This is a genomic window from Almyronema sp., from assembly GCF_052168255.1.
Lineage (GTDB): Bacteria > Cyanobacteriota > Cyanobacteriia > Phormidesmidales > Phormidesmidaceae > Sphaerothrix > Sphaerothrix epifaneia.
The window spans coordinates 1-21,975 of the sequence record NZ_JBQLZL010000087.1 but is presented as its reverse complement, the minus strand read 5'-3'; the positions used below and the strand labels follow the sequence as shown (position 1 = coordinate 21,975).

At 51.7% G+C, this 21,975-nt stretch carries 20 protein-coding genes and 1 other RNA gene; 10 read left to right on the top strand and 11 right to left on the bottom strand.

Annotated elements, in window-relative coordinates; genetic code table 11:
• Window positions 1–45: 45 nt before the first annotated feature.
• From ACTS3T_RS19130 to ACTS3T_RS19115, 4 genes are all read right to left on the bottom strand, one after another.
• Entirely contained in the window at window positions 46–2,361 is a 2,316-nt protein-coding gene (locus tag ACTS3T_RS19130) for a CapA family protein (RefSeq protein WP_377966838.1), read from the bottom strand.
• A 192-nt stretch (window positions 2,362–2,553) separates the two neighbouring features.
• A complete protein-coding gene (locus tag ACTS3T_RS19125) occupies window positions 2,554–3,216 on the bottom strand; it encodes a YqiA/YcfP family alpha/beta fold hydrolase (protein WP_377966836.1) in 663 nt (220 codons plus the stop codon).
• A gap of 2 nt (window positions 3,217–3,218) precedes the next feature.
• Window positions 3,219–5,270, bottom strand: a complete 2,052-nt coding sequence (locus ACTS3T_RS19120) for a hypothetical protein (RefSeq protein WP_377966834.1) — start codon at window positions 5,268–5,270, stop codon at window positions 3,219–3,221.
• Window positions 5,271–5,330: 60 nt separating this feature from the next.
• On the bottom strand, window positions 5,331–6,278 hold the full coding sequence (locus ACTS3T_RS19115) for an ABC transporter ATP-binding protein (protein WP_377966913.1): 948 nt from the start codon (window positions 6,276–6,278) through the stop codon (window positions 5,331–5,333).
• 306 nt (window positions 6,279–6,584) lie between these two features.
• Between ACTS3T_RS19115 and leuB the strand changes: the two genes are divergently transcribed.
• The 3 genes from leuB (at window position 6,585) to ACTS3T_RS19100 (ending at window position 9,188) form a co-directional block, all read left to right on the top strand.
• Window positions 6,585–7,667: a 3-isopropylmalate dehydrogenase gene (gene leuB / locus ACTS3T_RS19110; RefSeq protein ID WP_377966830.1), complete on the top strand. Its 1,083-nt coding sequence runs from the start codon at window positions 6,585–6,587 to the stop codon at window positions 7,665–7,667.
• A 92-nt stretch (window positions 7,668–7,759) separates the two neighbouring features.
• Window positions 7,760–8,041, top strand: coding sequence for a hypothetical protein (locus ACTS3T_RS19105; RefSeq protein ID WP_377966828.1), 282 nt, complete (start codon window positions 7,760–7,762; stop codon window positions 8,039–8,041).
• A gap of 322 nt (window positions 8,042–8,363) precedes the next feature.
• Window positions 8,364–9,188, top strand: a complete 825-nt coding sequence (locus ACTS3T_RS19100) for a prepilin peptidase (protein WP_377966826.1) — start codon at window positions 8,364–8,366, stop codon at window positions 9,186–9,188.
• Window positions 9,189–9,310: 122 nt separating this feature from the next.
• On the opposite strand, the gene psaK is transcribed toward ACTS3T_RS19100, so the two are convergent.
• The 3 genes from psaK to ACTS3T_RS19085 all read right to left on the bottom strand — a co-directional run bounded on the left by psaK (window position 9,311) and on the right by ACTS3T_RS19085 (window position 11,752).
• Window positions 9,311–9,571 carry a photosystem I reaction center subunit PsaK gene (psaK, locus tag ACTS3T_RS19095; protein ID WP_377966824.1) on the bottom strand — a complete coding sequence of 87 codons (261 nt, stop codon included), beginning with the start codon at window positions 9,569–9,571 and terminating at the stop codon, window positions 9,311–9,313.
• 175 nt (window positions 9,572–9,746) lie between these two features.
• On the bottom strand, window positions 9,747–9,974 hold the full coding sequence (locus ACTS3T_RS19090; protein ID WP_377966822.1) for a hypothetical protein: 228 nt from the start codon (window positions 9,972–9,974) through the stop codon (window positions 9,747–9,749).
• Window positions 9,971–11,752, bottom strand: coding sequence for a S8 family peptidase (locus ACTS3T_RS19085; protein ID WP_377966820.1), 1,782 nt, complete (start codon window positions 11,750–11,752; stop codon window positions 9,971–9,973). The genes ACTS3T_RS19090 and ACTS3T_RS19085 overlap by 4 nt, the downstream gene beginning before the upstream one ends.
• A 170-nt stretch (window positions 11,753–11,922) precedes the next feature.
• Between ACTS3T_RS19085 and ACTS3T_RS19080 the strand changes: the two genes are divergently transcribed.
• The 4 genes from ACTS3T_RS19080 (at window position 11,923) to thiD (ending at window position 15,668) form a co-directional block, all read left to right on the top strand.
• Window positions 11,923–12,336, top strand: a complete 414-nt coding sequence (locus ACTS3T_RS19080; protein WP_377966818.1) for a hypothetical protein — start codon at window positions 11,923–11,925, stop codon at window positions 12,334–12,336.
• 99 nt (window positions 12,337–12,435) lie between these two features.
• Window positions 12,436–13,290: a cell division protein FtsQ/DivIB gene (locus ACTS3T_RS19075; RefSeq protein WP_377966816.1), complete on the top strand. Its 855-nt coding sequence runs from the start codon at window positions 12,436–12,438 to the stop codon at window positions 13,288–13,290.
• 262 nt (window positions 13,291–13,552) lie between these two features.
• A complete protein-coding gene (gene ftsZ, locus ACTS3T_RS19070; protein WP_377966814.1) occupies window positions 13,553–14,854 on the top strand; it encodes a cell division protein FtsZ in 1,302 nt (433 codons plus the stop codon).
• A 10-nt stretch (window positions 14,855–14,864) separates the two neighbouring features.
• Complete coding sequence (gene thiD, locus ACTS3T_RS19065; RefSeq protein ID WP_377966812.1) at window positions 14,865–15,668, top strand: bifunctional hydroxymethylpyrimidine kinase/phosphomethylpyrimidine kinase; 804 nt, start codon at window positions 14,865–14,867, stop codon at window positions 15,666–15,668.
• On the opposite strand, the gene ACTS3T_RS19060 is transcribed toward thiD, so the two are convergent.
• From ACTS3T_RS19060 to ffs, 3 genes are all read right to left on the bottom strand, one after another.
• Window positions 15,665–16,162: a hypothetical protein gene (locus tag ACTS3T_RS19060; protein ID WP_377966810.1), complete on the bottom strand. Its 498-nt coding sequence runs from the start codon at window positions 16,160–16,162 to the stop codon at window positions 15,665–15,667. The two genes, thiD and ACTS3T_RS19060, sit on opposite strands and share 4 nt — an antisense overlap.
• Before the next feature lie 2 nt (window positions 16,163–16,164).
• Window positions 16,165–16,530 (bottom strand): phasin family protein, encoded by a 366-nt coding sequence (locus tag ACTS3T_RS19055; protein WP_377966808.1) that lies wholly within the window; start codon window positions 16,528–16,530, stop codon window positions 16,165–16,167.
• A gap of 109 nt (window positions 16,531–16,639) precedes the next feature.
• Window positions 16,640–16,736, bottom strand: an RNA gene (gene ffs, locus ACTS3T_RS19050) — signal recognition particle sRNA small type.
• Window positions 16,737–16,885: 149 nt separating this feature from the next.
• On the opposite strand from ffs, the gene ACTS3T_RS19045 reads away from it, so the two are divergent.
• The gene (locus ACTS3T_RS19045) at window positions 16,886–17,476 is read left to right on the top strand and encodes an HD domain-containing protein (RefSeq protein ID WP_377966806.1); all 591 of its coding nucleotides are present in this window, start codon (window positions 16,886–16,888) and stop codon (window positions 17,474–17,476) included.
• An 86-nt stretch (window positions 17,477–17,562) separates the two neighbouring features.
• On the opposite strand, the gene ACTS3T_RS19040 is transcribed toward ACTS3T_RS19045, so the two are convergent.
• On the bottom strand, window positions 17,563–19,092 hold the full coding sequence (locus tag ACTS3T_RS19040) for a YifB family Mg chelatase-like AAA ATPase (protein ID WP_377966804.1): 1,530 nt from the start codon (window positions 19,090–19,092) through the stop codon (window positions 17,563–17,565).
• 487 nt (window positions 19,093–19,579) lie between these two features.
• Here ACTS3T_RS19040 and ACTS3T_RS19035 point away from each other — a divergent pair, with 487 nt between their 5' ends.
• Window positions 19,580–19,999: a hypothetical protein gene (locus tag ACTS3T_RS19035; protein WP_377966802.1), complete on the top strand. Its 420-nt coding sequence runs from the start codon at window positions 19,580–19,582 to the stop codon at window positions 19,997–19,999.
• 169 nt (window positions 20,000–20,168) lie between these two features.
• Window positions 20,169–21,975, top strand: a 1,807-nt coding sequence (gene recJ, locus ACTS3T_RS19030; RefSeq protein WP_462935388.1) for a single-stranded-DNA-specific exonuclease RecJ, incomplete at its 3' end; no start/stop codon positions are given.

Sequence of the window (21,975 nt, the reverse complement as noted above, 5' to 3'; positions counted from 1 at the left end):
AGTTACTAAGTGTTTGCAAATCTATAACAGATTAAGAACCAGGGCTTACGGTTGGCTATCTATCTCGGTGTTTGGGTTAGGAACGCCTAAATCGGTCGGCTCAGGTAAAAGAGTCACCTGAGTCACCTGAGTATCCGCAGAGCGTTGCGGCTGGGCAAACTTGCTGGAATCGGGCTTCTGGATAGCAATCGGTTCTGGCACGCCCTGGTCAAGGTTCGTGGCGACAGGGGTGACTGGGCTAGGTTCAACCGCTGGCAGAGAAGGCACTGCACTTAGGGGGCCAACCAACGGTTCACTATACGGTTGAATAGCACCGGGTGAATTAGTTTCAAGCGCAGGTGGGTGAGGCGAATAGATATTAGGCTGAGGCGCGTGATAAGCATCAAGTTCGATAGGTCTTTCTAAAGCGGGTTCAGTCGTCAATTCAGGCGCAGGCGTCTCTAAAGGCAACAGATTTGGTTGGCGCTCTGGCTCGGCAGGAAAGACGGGCTGAGGTGTCTGTTTTGGCCCCCAATGGTCTAAATCGCTCGGCGTTAACTCCAGCAGGGGGGCTTCAGTTGTCCCTGTCTCGGCTTCCGGATTGACAAAGGGAGCCTCTGGTTGTGTCTCTGGCGTTTCTAAAGGCGCGACAAAAGGTTCAGCCGCATCTCGTTGCTGCAATTGTTCAGGGGGAGTGACGTTGCGGGGCACAACAGGGGATGGCGACGGGGGAGCCAGCCGAGGTTTGGGCTGAATGGCCAAGGTCACGGAAGGCTGCATGGGTTGCTCGAAGTTGGCCGAAGCCTGCTCAATTTGCTGCAAAATTGACTCAGCTTTGCTGCCTTGAGCAATTTGAGGCTGGGCGTCTTTAATCACTACTGGCAGGAGTTCAACCTTCATCTCATTGGCGCGAATAGCCACCTTCAGCATGGCCGTATCGTGATCTTCGTAAGGATAGTCACCAAAGACAAAATCGCCCAATGAGTAGGCAATGGGGCGACCCTTATAAATCTCCGCACCCTGAATTTGCTGGGGATGATGGCCGACGACTAGATCGGCACCTTGGTCAATGGCTAAGCGAGCCAAATTTGTTTGCCAGTCAGCCGGAGAGTTGGGCAATTCTTCGCTCCAGCGGTAGTTCACCACAATCCAATCGACTTTGTCTCGCAGGCTGCGAATGTCTTCAACCACCTGCTGCTTGCCCTGGGCATTAACCCCTGCAACCTGACCATAGGCAGCAAACAAATCATCTTGGGTGTAACTTAGATAGGCAATACGTTGGCTTTTGACATCTAATATTTCGGGTCGTCGGGCTTCGCGGTTGTCTCGTCCGGCTCCGACCCGATAAATACCTTCGCGATCGAGCGTTTCGAGCGTTTCGACTAATCCCTGTTCACCAAACTCCATCGTGCGATCGCTGCTGAGCGTTACCAAGTCAATACCGCCGCTTTTAAGCACGGCAGCGGCATCCGGGCGGGTGCGATCAAAAAACTTTTCCGTAGCCGTTGTCGCAGACGTCGCTAGGGGATCGCCCAGCGACACCATCGCCACATCCGCCGTTTGATAGTCGGCTAGGCTACCTAAAATAGCGGCGTCATCCGTTACAGAGCCATAGGGCAGGCTATCGAGATCAACTTCACCGCCAAACACCAGGGTTACTGTGGGATCGCTCTGGTTGGCAATGCGATTGTGATGAATAACGGCAACAGGTTCTAAAGCAGCTTCAACGATGCTGGGGCGATCGATTTTAGTTTGGTTAAACGTGATAGGAATAGCCTGCTCAGAAACTGCCGGAGACTGCACCAAAGCAGAACGAGATTGGTTCTGAGAAAAAATCGGTAAAGATGGCCCTGAACCCGACAGCAAAACTTCTAGCAGACAACCCAAAATAAAGGCCGCCGCCGCCGATCCACTCAGCAAAAAGGCTCGAATCAGCTTGAATTGCTGTTGCGGACTACGAGGTGGTTGCCCGTTAGCCGCTTTAGCAGAGCGCTTAAGCTGGGGGGGTAGCTCTGCGGTTGGGGCAGGGCGCTTGGCCTGATGGCGATTGGCTGGGGTTGAGATGCGGACTCTTTCTTGCCAGAGAATCCGCGATTGCTGCGCTTGGCGAGCCACCAGATGAACCCCTTCGATGATATCGGAGTTGAGGTGCCAGATACGATGGCAAACAAAACGTACTAAGCGATCGCGGTGCGGAATGTTTTGAAATTCGAGCGTAATTTTGAGGCACCCTGGCTGAGCAGCCTGTACTTGGGCAAAAATTTGCTGGGGGACTAAGTACTCATTAAGCCACAGAGCGATCGCTCTAAAGCTGCCTGCGGCGGCCTCTGCTCGAATTGAGTCAGAAGCGGTTTGAGAATGATCCACTGCCACGCTAGCCATCTTAAAAGTACCTACTTGCTCGCAAAACTATCTAGCCCATTTTTCGTTGCGATCTTAGCTGTGCCCAAACGAAAAATGGTAACACCCCAAGCTGTTATAGACGCTAATGACGATAGCAATGAATCTATCAGAGATGGTTACATTGTCAACATTAGCTTTTATGCAGATGTCCCAATTTGCTTAAAACGCTGTTCACGCTGGCTCAGCTAAGGCTAAAAATGCTTGCATCACCTGCCAAATTTCGGCTTGAACGTCAGTGAGACTGTGATCGCTGTTGAGTTCATGCAGCCTCACCCAAGGCCGATTGCTGGCATATTGGCGGCTCGCCTGAAGGGGAATAGTGTCGTCATGCCGTCCATGCAAGATGAGGGTAGGAATGGCTGGGTTAGAGGGTTGGGCTGCGTATTGCTGGGCATCGGTAACGAATGCATATTTGAGCGGCAAAAATCGCTGTTCGCCGTAATGATAAACATTGAGATAATCTGCCTGCTGCCAGTGCGCTAATGAGTCGCTGCCGAGACGGGGTAGCCAGTGCGCTAAAAAATCAAAAGCCGGGGCAAGGAGCACCAGCTTTTGCAGTTTCTGTGCCAGGGCTGGCTGTTCGGCTAGCAAAGCAGCGGTGAAGCCACCTAAGCTAGAACCAATCAACACCACCTGTTCGCTATGGGTCAACAGCGCTAGCGTCTGATTGATCTGGCGCGTCAAGGTGAGTTCACTAAAGCCTCCCTGATTGAGATCGGGGATATGTAGGGTTAGCCCCAGCGCTAAAAAGCGCGATCGCAAAAACTGCGCTTTCTGAGAGCCAGGGCCAGAAGCAAATCCATGTAGGTAAAGGTATGTCGGCGGCGAACCCATTCTTAGCTAGACTTTTCCGCCAAAGCTGACTTTGGCCGAGCTAACAGGTTTTTTGAACCCGATTCGCCCGCTTTTTGGAGCTGGCGCAGGGTGACTAAGTTCACAACAATCAACAGCAACCACTGGCTTAAAATAGCCCAGCCATAGCTTTGCCCTATTGGTGTCATCAGCCAGGGAACGGCGACCGCTTCTAAAAACTGCACGCTTGCCAACGCCGCCACTTCCTCTAGCAGCAACCGCGCAAAGAGGGGAGCTACCATCACCACTAGCAAGGTTCCCATAGACCAAATCTCAGGTCGATTAACCTGAGTCAAGAACCAGACTTGATTAATGCTGGCATAAATCAAAATCAGGCTTCCCAAGGCGATATAGCCCAGCAGTTCATGGGTGGAAGAGGCCATATTCCTCTGTAGCGTCCAGATCACCATTAGCCCCAGAGCGATCGCGATATTTAACCCAATTGCCAAAATCGCTGGACTGTTTTCGCCCTGCACGAGATCTTTTAGTAAAGCTTGGCGCTGCGATCGCCGCTCCGCCAAACGGAACCTCGCCCAGTCTTCTAGCGCCTGACGGGAGGGCTGCAGCGCCGCTATCAGCAAGCCTAAAAACAGCAGATTGAGAAAGGCCACCAAAACGACATCTTCTTGAAAAGAGTTGCTGCTAGCAGCAAACCCCAGCAAGAAAACCTCAAAGCAAGCCGTCATCAAATAGCTATAACGGCGCTCAATCAAGGGAACTTGCGGATTGACAAATTTGCGCTTGAGCGCGTGCCATAGCCAGAGGCTCCAAACCAAGCTGTTTACACAAAATAGGGTGACAAAGCTCAAAAGCGTTAACCGATAAGCCGCAAACTCGAAGGTCTGAGATGATGAAGTCGCCGCCTCAAAGCCCAGCAGATAATGTAAAACCGAGGCAGGCGAAAAGAGGATGAGCCAGTGCAGCGTAAATGGACTACCAAAGTCGCCATTGCTAACGGCCATGCCAATGACAAGCTGGAATAAAAAGAAGCCACCAGCTACCAACCAAGCCTGTAATCCGCCCAGTCCTTTACCAATTAACCCAACCAAAAGTGACAGGCTAAAGAACAAGAAACCGCTAAGACCCAGTACCAGATAGAAAGCGCCTAGATCTACCAAAGAAATTTCTGCCCCCACTGCTGATAAAACATGCAGCGGCAGCATTAAGGCGGCGGCTATATAGATAGCAACCGGAGCGCCTAAAATTTGTCCGCTCAAGATATTGAAGCTAGAGCGAGGACTCAGTCGAATAAAGGTCAGCGTCCCGCGTCTCTGTTCGCGGTCGAGGTTTTGAATCAGTACAAAGCTACCTGCCGTCAGCAGACCAATCACCAGCATCAAGCTTGCCCCTCGAAAGACATCTTGATACCAGGCAGGCCAATCTATTTCAAACTCCGTTTGTTCAGGGTTGAGCTGGCAGCGGCTGTTGCCGTAATACCCTTGGTCGTACGGACTTGGAGTAATCTCAGGGCTGGTGGCACAGTATTGGCTATAAATATCAGAAACCGCTACCCGTGGCAGAGAAAGGGTTAGCTGCCCGACGCCGGGGCGCTCGACCAAAAGCGTCACATCTTGTTCTAAAAGGGGGTTGTTGACCAAAGATTGGTTCCCCGGATACCCCCGCAAGGCATCAACAACGTTTGCAAAGCTATCGTTAAAGGTATCAATTGTTTGGCCATCAATTTGCCAAATTCGATCCCCCGGTTTTGGCTGCTCGGCAGTAGAGATGACTCGCGTACTTTGATAAAGCTGTCCCACATCATTGTTTACGCTCTCAACCCTGAGGTTCGGCGGATAGTTAGGCAGTGTGCTGGTGCCAAAGGTAAAGTCGATCTCTGGTACAGTGGTTAGCCGCAAATGCTCGTGGGGATTAAAGCTAGGGGGCAACTGAGTGCCGAAAACAGAGAGCAAAATTAGCTGAGCGATAGCAGAAACTGCGATCGCCGCCATTAAGTTACGCGGGCGCAAACGGCCTTTTAGCTCTCGTAAAAGCTGAGGGTTCCAGTTACCAAGGCGATCAAAAAGTGCAGTAAACATAGGTGCAGAAGTTAGTAGGCAGCAATCGTGACGGCAGAGTAGCCCTGAAGATAGCCAGTCTTAAGAAGACTGTTGGTGGCCAACCTTGAAGAAAATATCTTCTAGGCTGTCTTGAACGCAGCGGAAATCGTAGACCGAGAAGCCAGACTGAACCAGCGATCGCAGCAGCGCTGCCGCCTCAGCTTGGCTACCTGAAAATTGCATTTTGAGCACGCCTGCCCTAGCCTGCTCGATCCCTTCGACCTTGGCCGACTGCGATAGCCAAGCCGCAACCTGTTGGGAATCATCCTGAGTTGAAATCCAGATTTGTTGACGACTCAAACGCTGGTAAAGCTCCTCTAAGGGGGCGCTTTCCACCAAAAAACCCAGCTCCATAATGCCAATGGCCGTACACAACTCGGCCAAGTCACTCAGAACATGGGAAGAAATCAAAATCGTCATACCCACGCTTTGCAGGGTTTTGATCACTTCTCGAAACTGCTGCCGAGCGATCGGATCTAATCCTGAAACTGGTTCATCTAGCAGCAGCAGCGTCGGATTGTGCAAAATGGTACGCGCCAAACCCAAACGCTGTTTCATCCCCCGCGACAAACTGGTAATGCGGCTACGGCGCTTGTGCTCTAGATTCACCAGTTCTAGCACTTCTTGCAGGCGACGCTGCCGCTGCCGCCCCCTCAAATCATAGAGACGGGCAAAATAGTCTAGATAGTCCCAAACGCTGAGATCGTCATAGAGCGGATAGTCGTCTGGAAGATAGCCCAACTGGCGCTTAATATGGGGCTGAGGGCGATCGCTTCTGAGTTTCTCTCCGCCAATATAAATCTCACCTGACGAAGCATCCTCAGCGGTAGTCAACATCCGAATCAGCGTCGTTTTGCCCGCTCCGTTGGGGCCAATCAGTCCATAAACCTGACCTGAATAAATTTCGAGATCAACATCATTGACGGCCATATGACGGCCAAAGCGTTTAGTTAAGTTTTGGGTTTTGACTGCCGGAGTCTGTTTCATCATCCACGCAAGAGGATCTTGGGCCAAGCTTAGCCAGGTCTACAGCAAACTTAGCGACGATTTCGCAAATTGAAACCAAGTCCATCAGATCTTTACGGTCGTTTTACGATGGGAAGTTCTAGGGTATGATGTTGAGCCGGAAAGCCCTACTGCCCTCAGCCTTGGCTGAGTATTCACGTTTCCTCCAAGAATTTACCAACTTGGCTTTAGGCGTACGGTTGTGTGCGTCTACGGTTGGCTGGTCTGGTGATGACGTTGAGCGACAGGGCCAAATTTTAGACGTTTTTTGTTTTGGCGGCATCCCCTATGACACAACGCTTTCGCATTACCCTCCTCCCCGGCGATGGTATTGGCCCTGAAATTTTGGCCGTGACGGTGGATGTTCTAAAACAAGTGGGTCAAAAGCTGGATTTAACCTTTGACTTTCAAACAGCCCTTATTGGCGGTAGTGCCATTGATGCAGTTGGAAACCCTCTGCCCGCCGAAACCCTCGATCGCTGCCGAGAAAGCGACGCTGTATTACTAGCCGCTATTGGTGGCTACAAGTGGGACACCTTACCGCGTCATTTGCGCCCTGAAACAGGACTGCTAGGCTTGCGGGCTGGACTGGGGCTGTTTGCCAATCTACGACCCGCCACGATTTTGCCGCAGTTGGTTGATGCCTCTTCACTCAAGCGAGAAGTGGTAGAAGGCGTAGACATTATGGTGGTACGAGAACTTACCGGGGGAATCTACTTTGGCGAACCCAAGGGAATATTTCAGGCTGAGTCGGGCGAGCAACGAGGTGTTAACACCATGGCCTACACCACCTCTGAAATTGATCGCATTGGTCGAGTTGCCTTTGCAACGGCACAAAAGCGGCAAGGGCGTCTTTGTTCAGTGGATAAAGCCAATGTGTTAGAAGTGTCTCAGTTGTGGCGCGATCGCATTTCAGCCCTAGCCGCCGACTACCCCGATGTAGAGCTGTCACATCTGTATGTAGATAATGCGGCGATGCAGCTTGTCCGCTGGCCGAAGCAGTTTGACACCATTGTCACAGGTAATTTGTTTGGCGATATTCTTTCAGATGCTGCTGCCATGCTCACAGGTAGTATTGGCATGCTACCGTCAGCCTCTTTAGGAGAATCTGGCCCCGGTGTGTTTGAGCCAGTTCACGGTTCGGCTCCTGATATTGCCAACCAAGACAAAGCTAATCCAGTAGCGCAGGTACTCAGTGCCGCGATGATGCTACGCTACGGTCTAAATCAACCCGATGCGGCTGCTTTAATAGAGCAAGCCGTACTCAAAGTGCTTGATCAGGGTTATCGCACAGGCGATATTATGTCCGAAGGCATGAGGCTGGTGGGCTGCAAAGCGATGGGAGATGCCTTGTTGCAGGCGTTAGACTAGGTCTAACCACGCAGCGAATTCAGCCTTGGCAGGTTACATTGGCAGACGATAGCTAATACCAGAATAGTTTTAGAGAGGGGAGTCCAATCACCGTGCAAAGCTTACAGCAGCCAACTGAGCGATTCACACCACCGGGGCCACCCAGTCTCGACTTTCAGCCCGTTCCTCCCTTGTTAGATCCCGCCTTGCTGCGGTCAGCGCGTCATATTTATCGGACTTACTACGAAGTTCATCCTGATGAAGTGCAGCGCCCCTTAGGGGTAGCCATTAGCCGCAATAGTCGTCGCGGTAAGCTGATTTTTAACGGTAAGCCCATCTTGCTTCCCCATGAGTGCTTTATTCCGTTGAATCAGATTGAGCCGAGTTTGAATTAGATAAAGGGACGGGGGATGGGGAGATAGGGGAGTAACGTTCGCTTGTTAAAGCAATCTGGCGATCGCTGCGCTTAAGGCAAGTGTGATGGTGGCTATTTACTTTTTAGGTAGTGCCCTAAATCAGGCATGATGATGCGCTGAACCTCCCCTTAGGAAAAGCCGAGACGTTCAAGCACGTTAGCTCTAGAGCCTCACCGCTTTTTTAACCTGGTTCGGCATAAGTGGGCAACGGTTAAAATCGCAGCTAGAGCACTAGCAAGCTTTGCCTGCAGAGGGCTATCCCCCCTCTCCCCCATCCCCTCTCCCCACCTAGCTAGACACCGTGACTTCTCTCATCCCCTCGCTGCTCATCTTCTTCCTCGGTGCGTCGATTGGCAGCTTTTTAAACGTGGTGATCTACCGGGTGCCTGCAGGGCTTTCGCTGCTGTATCCACCTTCTCGTTGCCCTAAGTGCCAGCGTCAGCTCAAGCTTTATGACAATGTGCCAGTCTTGGGCTGGCTTTGGCTCAGAGGCCGCTGTCGCTTCTGTAAGCGACCGATCGCGGTTCGCTATCCGTTAGTGGAATTTCTCATGGGCGCTCTTTTCTTAGGCGCGTTTTGGCACTTTGGCTGGTCAGAGTCAACCCTGAGCGCTTGGATTTTGCTTAGCTGGCTGGTCGCGCTCACCTTTATTGATATTGATACCCTCACCTTGCCGGAAAGCCTCACCCGATCGGGTTTGGTGCTGGGGTTAACGCTGCCTGCTTTGTGGGCTTATCTCACAGCGTCTGAAATGGCTGTCTCGGTGGCTCTGACTACGTTTATCAGTAGCTTGTTTGGGGCGGTTTTGGGATTGTGGCTATTTAGTGGCATTTCGATTGCGGGGGCTGCTTTTTTGGGGCAAACGGCAATGGGCTGGGGGGATAGTAAGCTAGCCGCCATGTTAGGAGCCTGGTTAGGCTGGGCGGGCTTACTGTTGAGTACCTTTTTGGCCTGCTTTTTGGGGGCAATGATAGGCGGTAGCGCGATCGCGTTGGGACGACTCAGCCGTCGTCAACCGATGCCGTTTGGCCCTTTTCTGGCGGTAGGTGGCGCGATCGCGCTGTTCTGGGGTGAGCATTTGATCGCCGCCTATCTGCACGTTTTCTTTCCCCTCAACTGGGGATAGTTCTCGCCTGCCGCCAGAAAAAATAGACGCAAAAAAGGGACATAGCAACGCTCTGTCCCATTCTGCTTCAAAAAACTCTCAGATACAGGCGCACAATAGCACCGCTAAGCCGCTAGCCTTAGCTACAAAGCGCCTGCGTTCGTTAAACCTAAAATAGCGCCAACACCCAATAAATGGCCGAAACTTGTGGTTGCTAGCAGGGCTGGTAAACCCATGCCACCAAACATTTGGGGGGAAGGAAGCTGAGGATCAGCACTGGGATATTTAATGGTTAGCTTACCGATTGCGATCGCCAGAATATTGCAAAGGATCATAACGATAGCTATCTTAGGACTCCATTCAGGCGTGGGCGGCACAGCCGCTAGCAAAGATAGGTAGATCAACTTAAGGTCTCCTTAAATACAATCTCAACAGATTTTGTAATCTCAATCGGGTCAGACGCTTAGATCAACAGCGTAAGGGGCAGTGTAGACCCGCTGCGATCGCCGTGCTTAACCTTAGACCTCATCTTTCATCAAAACGTAAAGCGGTTTAATTGCTTGTTGCAAGAATTAACAATCACGCTGGCTCAAAAGATTCAACCGCTAGCACTGGCCCAACCATATTCAGCGTCATCACATCTTCACGCACCGCTCCCTTCACCTTCACCTTTAGCCCTTCTTTTAGCAAATCCGGTGGGGCGCTCTCCTGGTAAATCTCATAGGACTGACCCTCAGCCGTCACCAGCATCCATCCACCTAAACCCACCGTAGCCCGCTGTACTGTTCCTTCAACTTTCATACTCATGCTGGTCTACCCTCGGCTGCTTTTGTGGCCAGATACGCTAATCCCAAACACAGTAGAGCATTGGTGAGCAGAAAGAAACGTGCCCCCAGCCCTTGTCCCAGCCAAACCAAGCCAGGATCGCTGATTGCGCTAACACTTAAACAAGCCGCCGTCCCCAGCGTTATGCCAATAGCAAACCACTTGAGCGATTGATGACTGAGCAACAAGGCAATCAAACAAAACGGAATCAGCACACTGGCAAAAATTGGGTTGAGGAGAGGACTGCCTTGAACAGCGGTTCCTAGCTCAGCCACAGAACTGCCCACGACTCGCAACGGCCACTGCGGCAAGTCAAAAATATAAAAGCCCTTAAAGAAAAACAGGCCAGAACTACCCAATATCAGTCCCCAATTTAATGGGCTTGTCCAGGTGAACGGCCAGTAAACGCGTAAAACCCAGGCCAGTAGATAAGAACCTAACACCATCAAAACTTTTGGCCAGAGGGCAATAACGCCACCATCTAGCCAGAACTTAGGACTGAGATAACCATTCTCATGCAGCCAGCGGAAAAAGTCGTGAAAATTGAGAGCGCTTTGCTGAGCCAGCCGTACCGCCGCCGCCGCGTCTAAATGTCCAGCGCCAAAGTGATTCAGCGAATCTTCTTCGATGCGGCGCGCTGACTGCCGTAAAATCTCACCGATTTGGTCAGGGTTTTCAATACCAACAGAGCGAACTAGAGCGGCCACCCCAGCCACATGAGGGGCAGCCATACTGGTTCCTTGAAGCGATAGAAAGACGGGCTTGCCCGTTTGAGGGTCAATCGTGTTTTGCAAAATACCCCCAGCCGCAGAGTCGGGTTGAGCCGCACCGCCAGGGGCAGCAATATCCACACCAGCTCCATAGTTTGAGTAGGGGGCTTTTTCGCCTGCAGGCCCTGTTGCGGCTACTGCCATCACATGAGCATAGCGAGCCGGATACTCAGCCGCATTGCGGTTGGCATTGCCGGCTGCCGCCACAATGAAAACGCCTTTGTTGTGAGCATAATCAATGGCATCTTTGAGCACCTGGCTATCGCCTGCCCCGCCCAAACTCAAATTGATTACCTGAGCCTCGTGATCAGCAGCAAAGCGAATGGCTTCGGCAATATCGGCCACTGTGCCACCCCCGCTAGCGCTCAGTACCTTCAGCGGCATCAGGGCAGCCTCAAAAGCAACCCCCGCAACCCCTAAACGGTTGTTGGTCGATTGAGCAATCGTGCCTGCTACGTGCGTACCATGGCCGTTGTCGTCCTTCGCTTCAGTGACATCGTTGACGAAATCATAGCCCTTGACAATCCGAGTCCCTTTGAGGTCAGGCACTGCGGCAATGCCCGTATCAATGACAGCTACCGTAACGGCTTTACCTGTAGCGCGATCCCAGGCGGCTTCGGCGTTAATGCTGCGTAGATTCCATTGTTTGCTGTAGTCAGGATCGTTGGGGACAAAAGCGGCGCTGTAAATATAGTTAGGCTCAATGTGTTCAGTCAAATCTGCCAAAGAAGACTGCCGCAGCGTTTTAAGCAACTGGCGATCGCCTTGCAGTACATAAAGATTTTCTGGCCCAGAAAATTCGCTATTAGGAAACGCGCTCACACCCGCAGGCAGCTTCTGGAGCTGAGACTGGATTTGAGCGGGGGTCAGATCATCGCCAAAATCGACAATCAGGCTATCAAAACGACCCTGACCCGCTAAGCCAGAAAATTGCGAGACAGCCAACCAAATTCCCAGCAAAAATAGTCCAACCCATAGTAAGCGTTTCATAGCAGCGTTTTATCAATGGACTCGATCCCACTACCATAGCCTAAGGATTTTCGGATGGTCAGCCCCACGTAGGCTTCGCAGTACAGTAGATTGGGAAGCGCAGTGAATTGGCTTGAAAATCATCAACCTTAAAAACATTAAGATTTAATAAGAAAGCGGCAGCTCAAATCATGGAACGCGGTTTACTGTGGTTGCCTTTGCTCATCGTCTTTATTGGCTTGGGCTGGGCGGGTTGGAATGAATATCAAAAGCTAGAAGCTTACAACACCTGGGCTAACCAGTTTGACAAAGCTAAGTACGACATTTATGCGGTTTTAGGGCAGCAGGGCCGTACTTTAACTTGGGGAAAACCCACACGGCGGGGGCCGATCAATCTCAGTAGCTTTTCGCTGCACGACGTCGAAGCCTTGACTTTGCAGGTCAATCAGCAAACTGTTGACTTAGAAAACCCTCCTCGCAAAGCCGATAAACCCACATTAGCTTTTCGGCTAAAAGGCGATCGCCAAGTTGCTATTCCTTTTACCGATATTGATTTAGCAGTCCAGTGGCTGCAATATTTACAGCAGCAAATCAACCAAACCTAGCGGTTGTCTAAGGAAATCTGTTACCCTCCGTTCCTAGACAGCCGCGCGCGCTACAAGCGCCAAAACGCCAAACAGCCCTTGAACCTCCTCTGCACCAGCATGACCGACGAACTTCTTACAGCGGTTTCGCCAACGGCGTTAGCAGCCCGTCGCCAGCAGCTCCGCCGCCAGCGCCAGATCCGGGTTTTGCAATCTCTCTGGCGCAACGCCGCCTTATTGGGGCTAACAGCAGGCGTTGTCTGGTCTACGACGTTACCCAAATGGCTAATTTACACCCCGGAGCAGGTCGAAATTCAGGGGAATGAAATTCTTTCGGCAGCGGCAATTCGCGCATCGCTGACGATTGACTATCCCCAATCGCTGCTGGCTTTGCATCCCCACGAGATCGCCGAACAACTAGAAGCCAACGCGCCAATTGCTCAAGCAATGGTCACGCGTCGCTTGTTTCCCCCTGGTTTGACGATTCAGGTACAAGAGCGTGAACCCGTCGCGATCGCCCTCCCCGACACCGTCATGTCTGGCGATGCTGATCCAGAAGGTTTTCGCCATCAGGCCGGCTTACTTGATGCCAGCGGCACCTGGATGCCTCAAAGTAGCTTTGCCTCTTTTAGCGACGCTTCAGCGTTACCACAACTCAAAGTCAGAGGCATGCAAGCTCAATATCAAGCTGACTGGCCGACCCTGTATCAAGCCGTTAGCCAAAGTTCGATCAAAATTTACGAAATTGATTGGCGTCAGCCCAATAATCTCGTCCTCCATACTGAGTTAGGAACCGTTCATGTAGGAGCCTATAGCGATCGCTTTCAAGCTCAGATAGCAGCCTTGAGCCAGTTACGTCATCTCGATCAGCGGCTCGCCGAACAAGACATTGCCTATATTGACCTTAGCAGTCCGCAAAAGCCCGTCATTCAAATGCTTCAAGCGCAGCAGGTGGCTCAGCCGACCGCTCCTTAAGGGGCAAAATCCGTTGAATTGTCACAAACGACTAGCTGGCAAATTTTGCTTTTTCTGAATTCTTTCTGGGTTGTGCTGCATTTGTTTGCATTCTGAGGTTAAATAAGCCATATTTGTTGACCATAGTGTCCCAAGATTATTTGTCATAATCTTGCTGGGCTAATTCTGTTTGGTTTTTTGGACACGTTACTTTATAGTTGTCTGAAACTGCCTGGAGTTAGCTAAAGTCTGGAGTCGAGTTAAGATCGCCTATTTGTAATCTATGTCAGCAGTTCCAACGCCTCCCGATAGTCAATTGGCTAACCCGCAAGCAGCAGCGCACGACAATGGTCAATCGGCGACTGTTTGGTCGGGTGAATCTTTCAATGACTCTGGTTCTTACTCCAATCCTTTCACCCAGACTGGTCTGGGAGTAGGGCAATCTGATGATTTCAGGGTTATGTCAGCAGAAGCGTCGCAGGGCGGTGAAATTGTGCCGGGTAGCGTAGCCAAAATTAAAGTGATTGGTGTCGGCGGTGGCGGATGTAATGCCGTCAATCGCATGATCGATAGTGGTTTGTCAGGGATTGAGTTCTGGGCTGTCAATACCGATGCTCAGGCTCTTACCAATGCCTCTGCCACAAATCGACTGCAAGTGGGGCAAAAGCTCACGCGTGGCTTAGGGGCTGGGGGTAATCCAGCTATTGGTCAAAAAGCGGCTGAGGAATCGAGAGACGAAATTGCGGCTTGTTTAGAAGAAGCTGACCTAGTTTTTATTACCGCAGGTATGGGCGGCGGTACGGGCACAGGTGCGGCTCCTGTCGTCGCCGAAGTAGCCAAAGAAGCGGGTGCCCTAACGGTAGGGGTTGTCACTCGTCCGTTTACCTTTGAAGGTCGTCGTCGGACAGGACAAGCCGAAGAAGGAATTGCCGCTCTACAGAGTCGGGTAGACACGCTGATTATTATCCCCAATGACAAACTGCTCTCCGTCATTTCTGAGCAGACCCCCGTGCAAGAAGCTTTTCGCGTCGCTGATGATATTTTACGCCAGGGGGTTCAGGGCATTTCAGATATCATTACTATCCCTGGCTTGGTCAATGTAGATTTTGCCGATGTTCGAGCCGTCATGGCCGATGCGGGTTCTGCCTTGATGGGTATTGGGGTTGGTTCAGGTAAGTCGAGAGCCAGAGAAGCCGCGATCGCTGCGATTTCTTCCCCCTTACTGGAAGCCTCTATTGATGGCGCTGCAGGAGCCGTCTTTAATATCACAGGTGGCAGCGATTTGACTTTACATGAAGTCAATGCCGCCGCTGAGATTATCTACGAAGCCGTAGATCCCAACGCCAACATCATCTTTGGGGCTGTTATTGACGATCGCCTGCAGGGCGAAGTTCGAATTACGGTGATTGCAACGGGCTTCAACACGGAGGCCAAAGCTCAGGTAGAAACGCCCAGTGCGCGGGTGACGCCCCTTAAACGTTCGGCTTTTGTCAACCCGGTAGCCCCTAATCCCACGGAATCTAACCCTACTTCAGGCGGCTTGGATATTCCTGAGTTTTTGCAGCGCCGTCGTCCGTCCCGGTAAGCTGCCAAACATGTCAAATTCTCCTCCAGTTGCCCTCACGATTGCGGGTTCAGATAGTGGTGGCGGTGCAGGTATTCAAGCGGACTTGAAAACTTTTGCGTTTCATCGGGTGCATGGTACCAGTGCGCTGACCTGTGTGACTGCCCAAAATACGCAGGGGGTTAACCGGGTTGATGCCCTCCCCCCAGAAGCCGTGATCGCTCAGATAGAGGCGGTTGTCTCTGATATTGGGGTGCAAGCGGTGAAAACCGGAATGCTGCTAAACTCAGCCATTATTTCGGCTGTAGCAGACCAGCTTGAAACCTTGCAGCTCAAAAACGTCGTCGTTGATCCGGTGATGGTTTCCCGTACGGGTGCCCAACTGATTGACGACAAAGCGATCGCAACTTTGCGGCACGCCCTCATTCCCCTCGCTACCGTGCTAACTCCCAACCGTTACGAAGCGCAAATTCTAAGCGGGCTAGAGATTCAGAGCCTTTCTGAGATGCAGCAAGCCGCCCAAAATATTTACCAATTAGGGCCACAAGCCGTTTTGGTCAAAGGGGGGGGGATGGCGGGCGAGTGGCGCGGTGTCGATGTTTGGTTTGACGGCGATCGCCTAGAAGTTGTCAAAACGCAAACTATTGAGACAAGCGACACCCACGGTACGGGCTGTACGCTATCAGCAGCGATCGCCGCAAACTTAGCGCTAGATCAAGCGGCTTTTGCAGCCGTCATCCAAGCCAAAGACTACGTTACCTCAGCGCTAAAGTCTGCTTTGCGAATTGGCCAAGGTCAAGGCCCCGTCGGCCACTTTTTTGCCCTCCTCGACTAAGAAGCGCCCCAGGCTGATTCCCAATCAGGGCATTTTTCTTGGTCAGGCCCATAAGGATAAATGGCACACACTAACAGCTCTCCGCTATAAACCTGGCCGTGATAATTACGGCAACCCACACAGGCTGAATGTTGCTGTAAAAACGGGTCTACCGTTTGAGCAACTGGCGTTGAAATTTGCTCTGTCCATTCAGTCAAATCGACAAACAAAGTCGCTAGCAACGGCTCTAAAGTAGCGTTGACCTGCTCAGCCATTGCTTCTAGTTCTGGAGTTAACCGATTTTCTAGCGGCACCATCATTTGCTCTAGCTGCAGTAGCCAACTCTCTAGCTCAGGGGCGATCGCCTGCTCTACCTGTTCAACTTGTTCGACGAGCGCTTCAGACCATTCCGCAGCAGAAGTCGTTGCTTGTTGGGTAATTGCCTCCAAAAACTGACTAGTTTCATGAGCAATCTCTTCAATAGACTGCCAAAATTGCTTAGACCATTCTTCCATAGCTATTCTTTGCGCTTCAGGTTTTCTAACTCTTGCCGCAGGGCTTCGACTTGCCGCCGTAAAACTTCTTCTTGATGCACTTCTGCCAAAGCGGTGTCATCATCTTCAATAATTTCAATGCGACGGGGTTGTTTGGGGGAAGAGGGTTGTGAGGGGGGAGGCGATTGCTGAGCCTGAGCGACCATGTCGTTGATCAAGCGCTGGGCTTCTTCGGTCGTCATTTCACCACGAGCCACCAGTTCATCAACAATTTTTTGCGCCTGTCCTCGCAATTCGCTCAGCGTACCGCCTGCCTTCTCTCCAGCATAGGACGCGATGCCGACCCCTAAATAAAAAGCTTTTTGAACTAAATCTCCAAACCCTGCCATGATTGCGGCTCCTTGCGCCTGCGCCTAGATTGATTACAGCATAGGGGCAAATGCAGGCTGGCGACCAGTTTAGATCACCGTCTTGTTAGGTGCGTAAAACCCTAAAAAAAGTGACCCGGAGACCACGCCTATCACAAGCATCCCGTATTGCTGCTACCTTCCGGTCCTGACAAAGTTTGGGCGTTGTAATCGCATGGTTCCGAGTCATCTATAGAATAACACCATCTCAACCCTAGTAGCCTGTGAAGTTGCAATTGACCCCGGCAATGAGAGGATGGGGTTGTTTTTTGAGGGTGTAAAAACCCTCAATGGCTGCTTGAGCGCACCCTAATTACCCCTAAAAACAAAGCTTGCTATGGACAACGCCCGTCTTCATCAAAGGCTTCAGTTTGTTTTAGAACTTGACCAGCTAAAGCAAGTGCAGCGTCAAACGCTTTTGCTCGATCGTTCGCGCCCAGAAAATAGCGCCGAACACTCCTGGCATCTAGCCCTGATGGCGATCGCTCTGGCCGAGTATGCCCCTCCTCACACCGATCTCTTTCGAGCCATTAAGCAGGTGTTGATTCATGACGTTGTTGAAATTGATGCGGGCGATGTCTTTTGCTATGACGTGGCAGCTCAAGTAGACAAAGCTAGCCGAGAGGCCGAGGCCGCAAGCCGCATTTTTGGCCTATTACCCTCCGAACAGGCTGAAGAACTGCGATCGCTTTGGGACGAGTTTGAAGCTGGCACAACGCCAACGGCTCAATTTGCCGCTGCCCTCGATCGCCTTCAGCCTTTTCTACACAATCAACACACCCAAGGCGGTACCTGGAAAAAACACCATATTTCCCGCGAACAGGTGATGCAGCGGATGGCTCCCGTTAAAACCGGAGCGCCCGCCCTGTGGGAGTGGACTTTACAAGTGATTGAAGACTGTGTGGCCGCTGGTTGGCTACAGCCCTAGAATCTGTCAACTTGATAGTTGATGGAGGTAATCAGGGTGGGGTGTTTTTTGGGGGGTTGACCCCTCCAAAAATTCTTGACAGAACACTAGTGCATTCGATCAATGGTGCGATATTGAATGGCTTCGGCGACGTGGTGAGATTGTAAATCAGGATTAGCTTCTAAATCGGCAATTGTCCGACCTACTTTGAGAATGCGATCGGTGGCTCTAGCAGAAAGTCCGAGTTGCCGCACAGCGCCCTCAAGCAGCTTGCGGCTGCTGTCATCTAGCGGGCACCACTGCTTCAAGTGGCGACTTTGCATATCGGCATTACATTGCAAACTTGGCTCGGCCTTAAAGCGCTTTTGGGCTTGGGTACGAGCTGCCTGCACCCGTTGTCGAACAGCGTCTGAGGGTTCACCCACCACAGGTTGCGTCATTTCTTCTGGCTTGAGCCGACTGACGACAACCTGCAAATCAATGCGATCCATCAGCGGCCCAGAGAGTTTTGCCCAATACTGCTCTCGGCTGCGCGGCGTACAGGTGCAGGGCTGCACTGAGTCACCAAAATAACCGCAAGGGCAAGGATTGGTACTGGCAACCAGGGTAAACTGAGCGGGAAACACCACCGATTGCCGAGTTCTAGAAATGCTGACATAGCCATCTTCTAGCGGTTGGCGCAAAAACTCCAAAACATCGCGCTTGAATTCTGTTAATTCGTCGAGAAACAAAACGCCGCGATGAGCCAGTGAAATTTCACCCGGTCGAGGAAAGCTGCCACCGCCCACCAACGACGGCCCAGACGCCGAGTGGTGCGGACTGCGAAATGGGCGATCGCTTACTAAAGCCCCGCGATCGCGCAGGAGTCCAGCAACCGAATGTACCTGCGTGACTTCCAGCGCTTCGGCAAAGGACAAAGGCGGCAAAATACCAGGAAGGCGGCGTGCCAACATGGTTTTGCCGCTACCGGGTGGCCCGACAAAAATCAGGTTATGCCCCCCCGCTGCGGCAATTTCCAAAGCTCGACGAGCTTGGGCTTGGCCTTTAACCTCTTTAAGGTCTAAAACAGTACGAGTTGCCTTAGCCAGCTCAGCTTCTCCGTTCAATTCTAGCGGGCTATACTGGTCAGGCTGATTGAGAAATGCTGCCACTTCGCTGAGATGTTTGCAGCCGTAAACACGCAGTCCTGGAACAACCGCTGCCTCTCTAGCATTATCGACAGGCACAACCAGCCCTGTCATACCCAGTTGAACCGCCGCTGCCGCAATGGGCAATACGCCAGCGACGGGACGAAGTGAACCGTCTAGCGAGACTTCTCCTAAAAATAAATGATCTCCCAGCAAATCGGCATTGATTTGCTCTGAGGCGGCTAGGATACCGACACTGATAGGTAAATCAAAGCTTGGCCCTTCCTTGCGGAGGTCGGCTGGAGCCAAATTAATTACAATCCGCCGCATCGGAAAGGCAAAACCAGAGTTTTTTAGGGCGGCGCGAACCCGTTCACGAGATTCTTGCACAGCCGTATCCGGCAACCCAACCAGCACAATAGCTGGTAAGCCCCCCGAAACATCTACCTCCACCCCAACTCGAACGGCGTCGATTCCAACCAGCGATGCACTCCAAATCCGCGCCAGCATAGCAATTTGCCAAACACAATTCGCCTTCAGAATGCCCGCCCGCCCGAACCGGCCAACAATAGGGAAACTTAGATAAGCGATCGCCAAAAGCAAAAAATGGTCTTAGTCTGTCAACCGAAGTTGATAATTTGCAACAATAGCGTTACATTAGTTTACACGAGGTTAAGGTTAGCGCCGTTTGCCTGCGCCATCCTGCCAGCTTTACTAAAGAGCTTCATCGGCATTTTTATAGTTTTGCTGCCGGAACCTACCTCAAATACTCAAATCTCTCCTCTCTCTGCCCTGGTTGCCCACTAGGGCAGTCTTTGTATCGGCGTGACGCTCTACGTATAAATTCGCGTTGCCAACCTGCCCCTAAACCGCTACGCTATAGCAGCTATGGCCAATGCAAAGACAGAATTAAAGACGCTTCTGTAAGCGTCTTTCTAGCAATTTACGTATCTCAACCCTAGTAGCTACAGCTATCTTTATTTACTGCGGATGCGCTATGTATAAAGTGTTTTCTGCTGCCCTCATGACTTCAGCCTTGCTGCTCACAGCAGGCAATCACCGCGCGATCGCTCAGAACTGTACCGAAAACTGCCGTTCTGATCAGATTCAGTTTCCGGTTGGAGAACCAATTAAGGTGCAGGTAATTAATCGCTCCCCTGCCTTAGTTGAAATTGAGCAAGTGGTAAGAATTTCACCCTATCGACTGCGTCCAACTCAGTCAGTCGATTTTGACTTTAGAGATGGTACCCTCAATAACGTCTCTCTAGTTTTTTGGAATAGTGTCGATCAGCCCCTGAGAACTTTGCTGTCGCGCCCTGATCGCAACACCTTGCGAATTGAAGTTTTTCCGTTTCCTTACGAACCGAGCGATCGCTCGGTTTACGTACTCAACGATGGCAGAGTTGTAATTTATTAACCCCTCGTCTCGTCTTCTCGATTGCTGCAATCCGACCTATGATGTAGTTCAAGCGATCTAGCGTACGAGATTCATTTTGGATTTGTTTGATGGCAAAACTGAAGCCCAAGCTATAGCTAAGGTAGAGCCTGTAGCTGAACCAACGCCTGCTGCGCAAACAACGCCTTTAATGCCCCAGCAGCGGTGGCAGGTTTTTGCGGCTCAGCCTGTGCAAGCCATGGCTCAAGCCACCCATCTCTCGCCGCTGCTAGCTCAGGTTTTAGTCAATCGCGGTATTGCAACACCTGAGTCCGCTGCTGAATTTCTTAATCCAGAACTGCAAAACCTACCCGACCCAGTTGAAGAATTTGCTGATTTGCCTTTGAGCCTAGAGTTGTTGGTAACCGCAATTCAGCAACAGCAGAAAATTGCCATTTGCGGCGACTACGATGCTGACGGTATGACCAGCACCGCCTTGTTGATGAGGGCGCTGCGCTTTTTGGGGGCAAAGGCAGAGTATGCCATTCCTAGCCGCATGCAAGAAGGCTACGGCATCAACACCCGCATTGTCGAAGACTTTCAGGCTGAAGGGGTGACGCTAATTCTGACGGTGGATAACGGTATTGCGGCGCATGCCCCGGTGGCGCGTGCCAGAGAACTGGGTATGGCCGTGATCATTACCGATCACCACGATTTGCCGCCGGAACTGCCCTGTGCCAATGCGATTTTGAATCCTAAGCTGCTACCTGAGACTTCGCCTTACTGGGGAGTCGCTGGAGTTGGGGTGGCTTATATTTTGGCGATTTGCTTAGCCCAGTGTTTAGGCAAAACTCAGGACTTAACGGTGCCCCTATTAGAACTCTTTACTCTGGGTACTATTGCCGATCTTGCGCCGCTAACGGGGGTGAACCGTCGCTGGGTGCGGCGAGGTTTAAAGCTATTACCGCGATCGCGGATTCCGGGTATTCAAGCGCTGATTCAGGTAGCAGGACTGGGCGATCAAAAAGCTGGCCTTAAGCCAGAAGCCATTGGCTTTCGCTTGGGGCCTCGAATCAATGCCGTCGGACGCATTGCCGATCCGCAGATAGTGATTGACATGCTGACCACTGACGACGTGGGGGTGGCTTTGCAACGTGCCATGCAGTGCGAAGAAGCCAATCAACTGCGTCAGCGACTTTGTGAACTGATTGAAGAACAGGCGATCGCCTGGTGTGAAACTCAACAGGCCGAAGGCAATCTCAACCTGCTAGAAGAGCGGGTTTTGGTAATTGTGCAGCCTGACTGGCACCACGGCGTTATTGGCATTGTGGCCTCGCGCTTGGTTGAGCGTTATGGCGTACCTGTATTTATCTGCACCTACGAAGACGACGAACAAAAAGAAATTCGCGGCTCGGCTAGGGGCATCCCAGAATTTAACGTTTTTGCAGCGCTGCAAAGCTGCCATGACTTAATGCACAAATATGGTGGCCACAAAGCTGCTGGTGGCTTCTCATTTCCCACCAAAAATCTGCGTCAAGTCAAATCTCGTCTCAGCAACTTTGCTCGTCAGCAGCTTGAGATTGAGCATCTAAAACCTCTGGTCGTTGTAGACGTGCAGGCTAATCTGGCACAGATTACCCTTGATCTGTACCAGCAAATTGATCAGCTTCACCCCTGCGGCATCCAAAACCCTGACCCCGTCTTCTGGACACCCAATGTACGAGTATTGGAGCAGAAAACCGTCGGGCGCAACCGCGATCACCTCAAACTTACCGTCGGTCAAGAAGCCCATGGGGGCGGCTCTCTAGCCGCGACGATTCAAGCGATCGCTTGGCGTTGGGGTAGCTACCTCCCTTTACCCAATCGGCTCGACATCGCCTACAAACTCAAACTCAATGAATGGAAAGGCGATCGCAACGTCGAACTTGAACTGATTGGCGTCCGTCTACCCAATCCCCAAAAACTCCCCGTCCCCCCCCTGCCCCCCTGCCCCTCGCCCCCCCTCTCCTCCTCTCCCC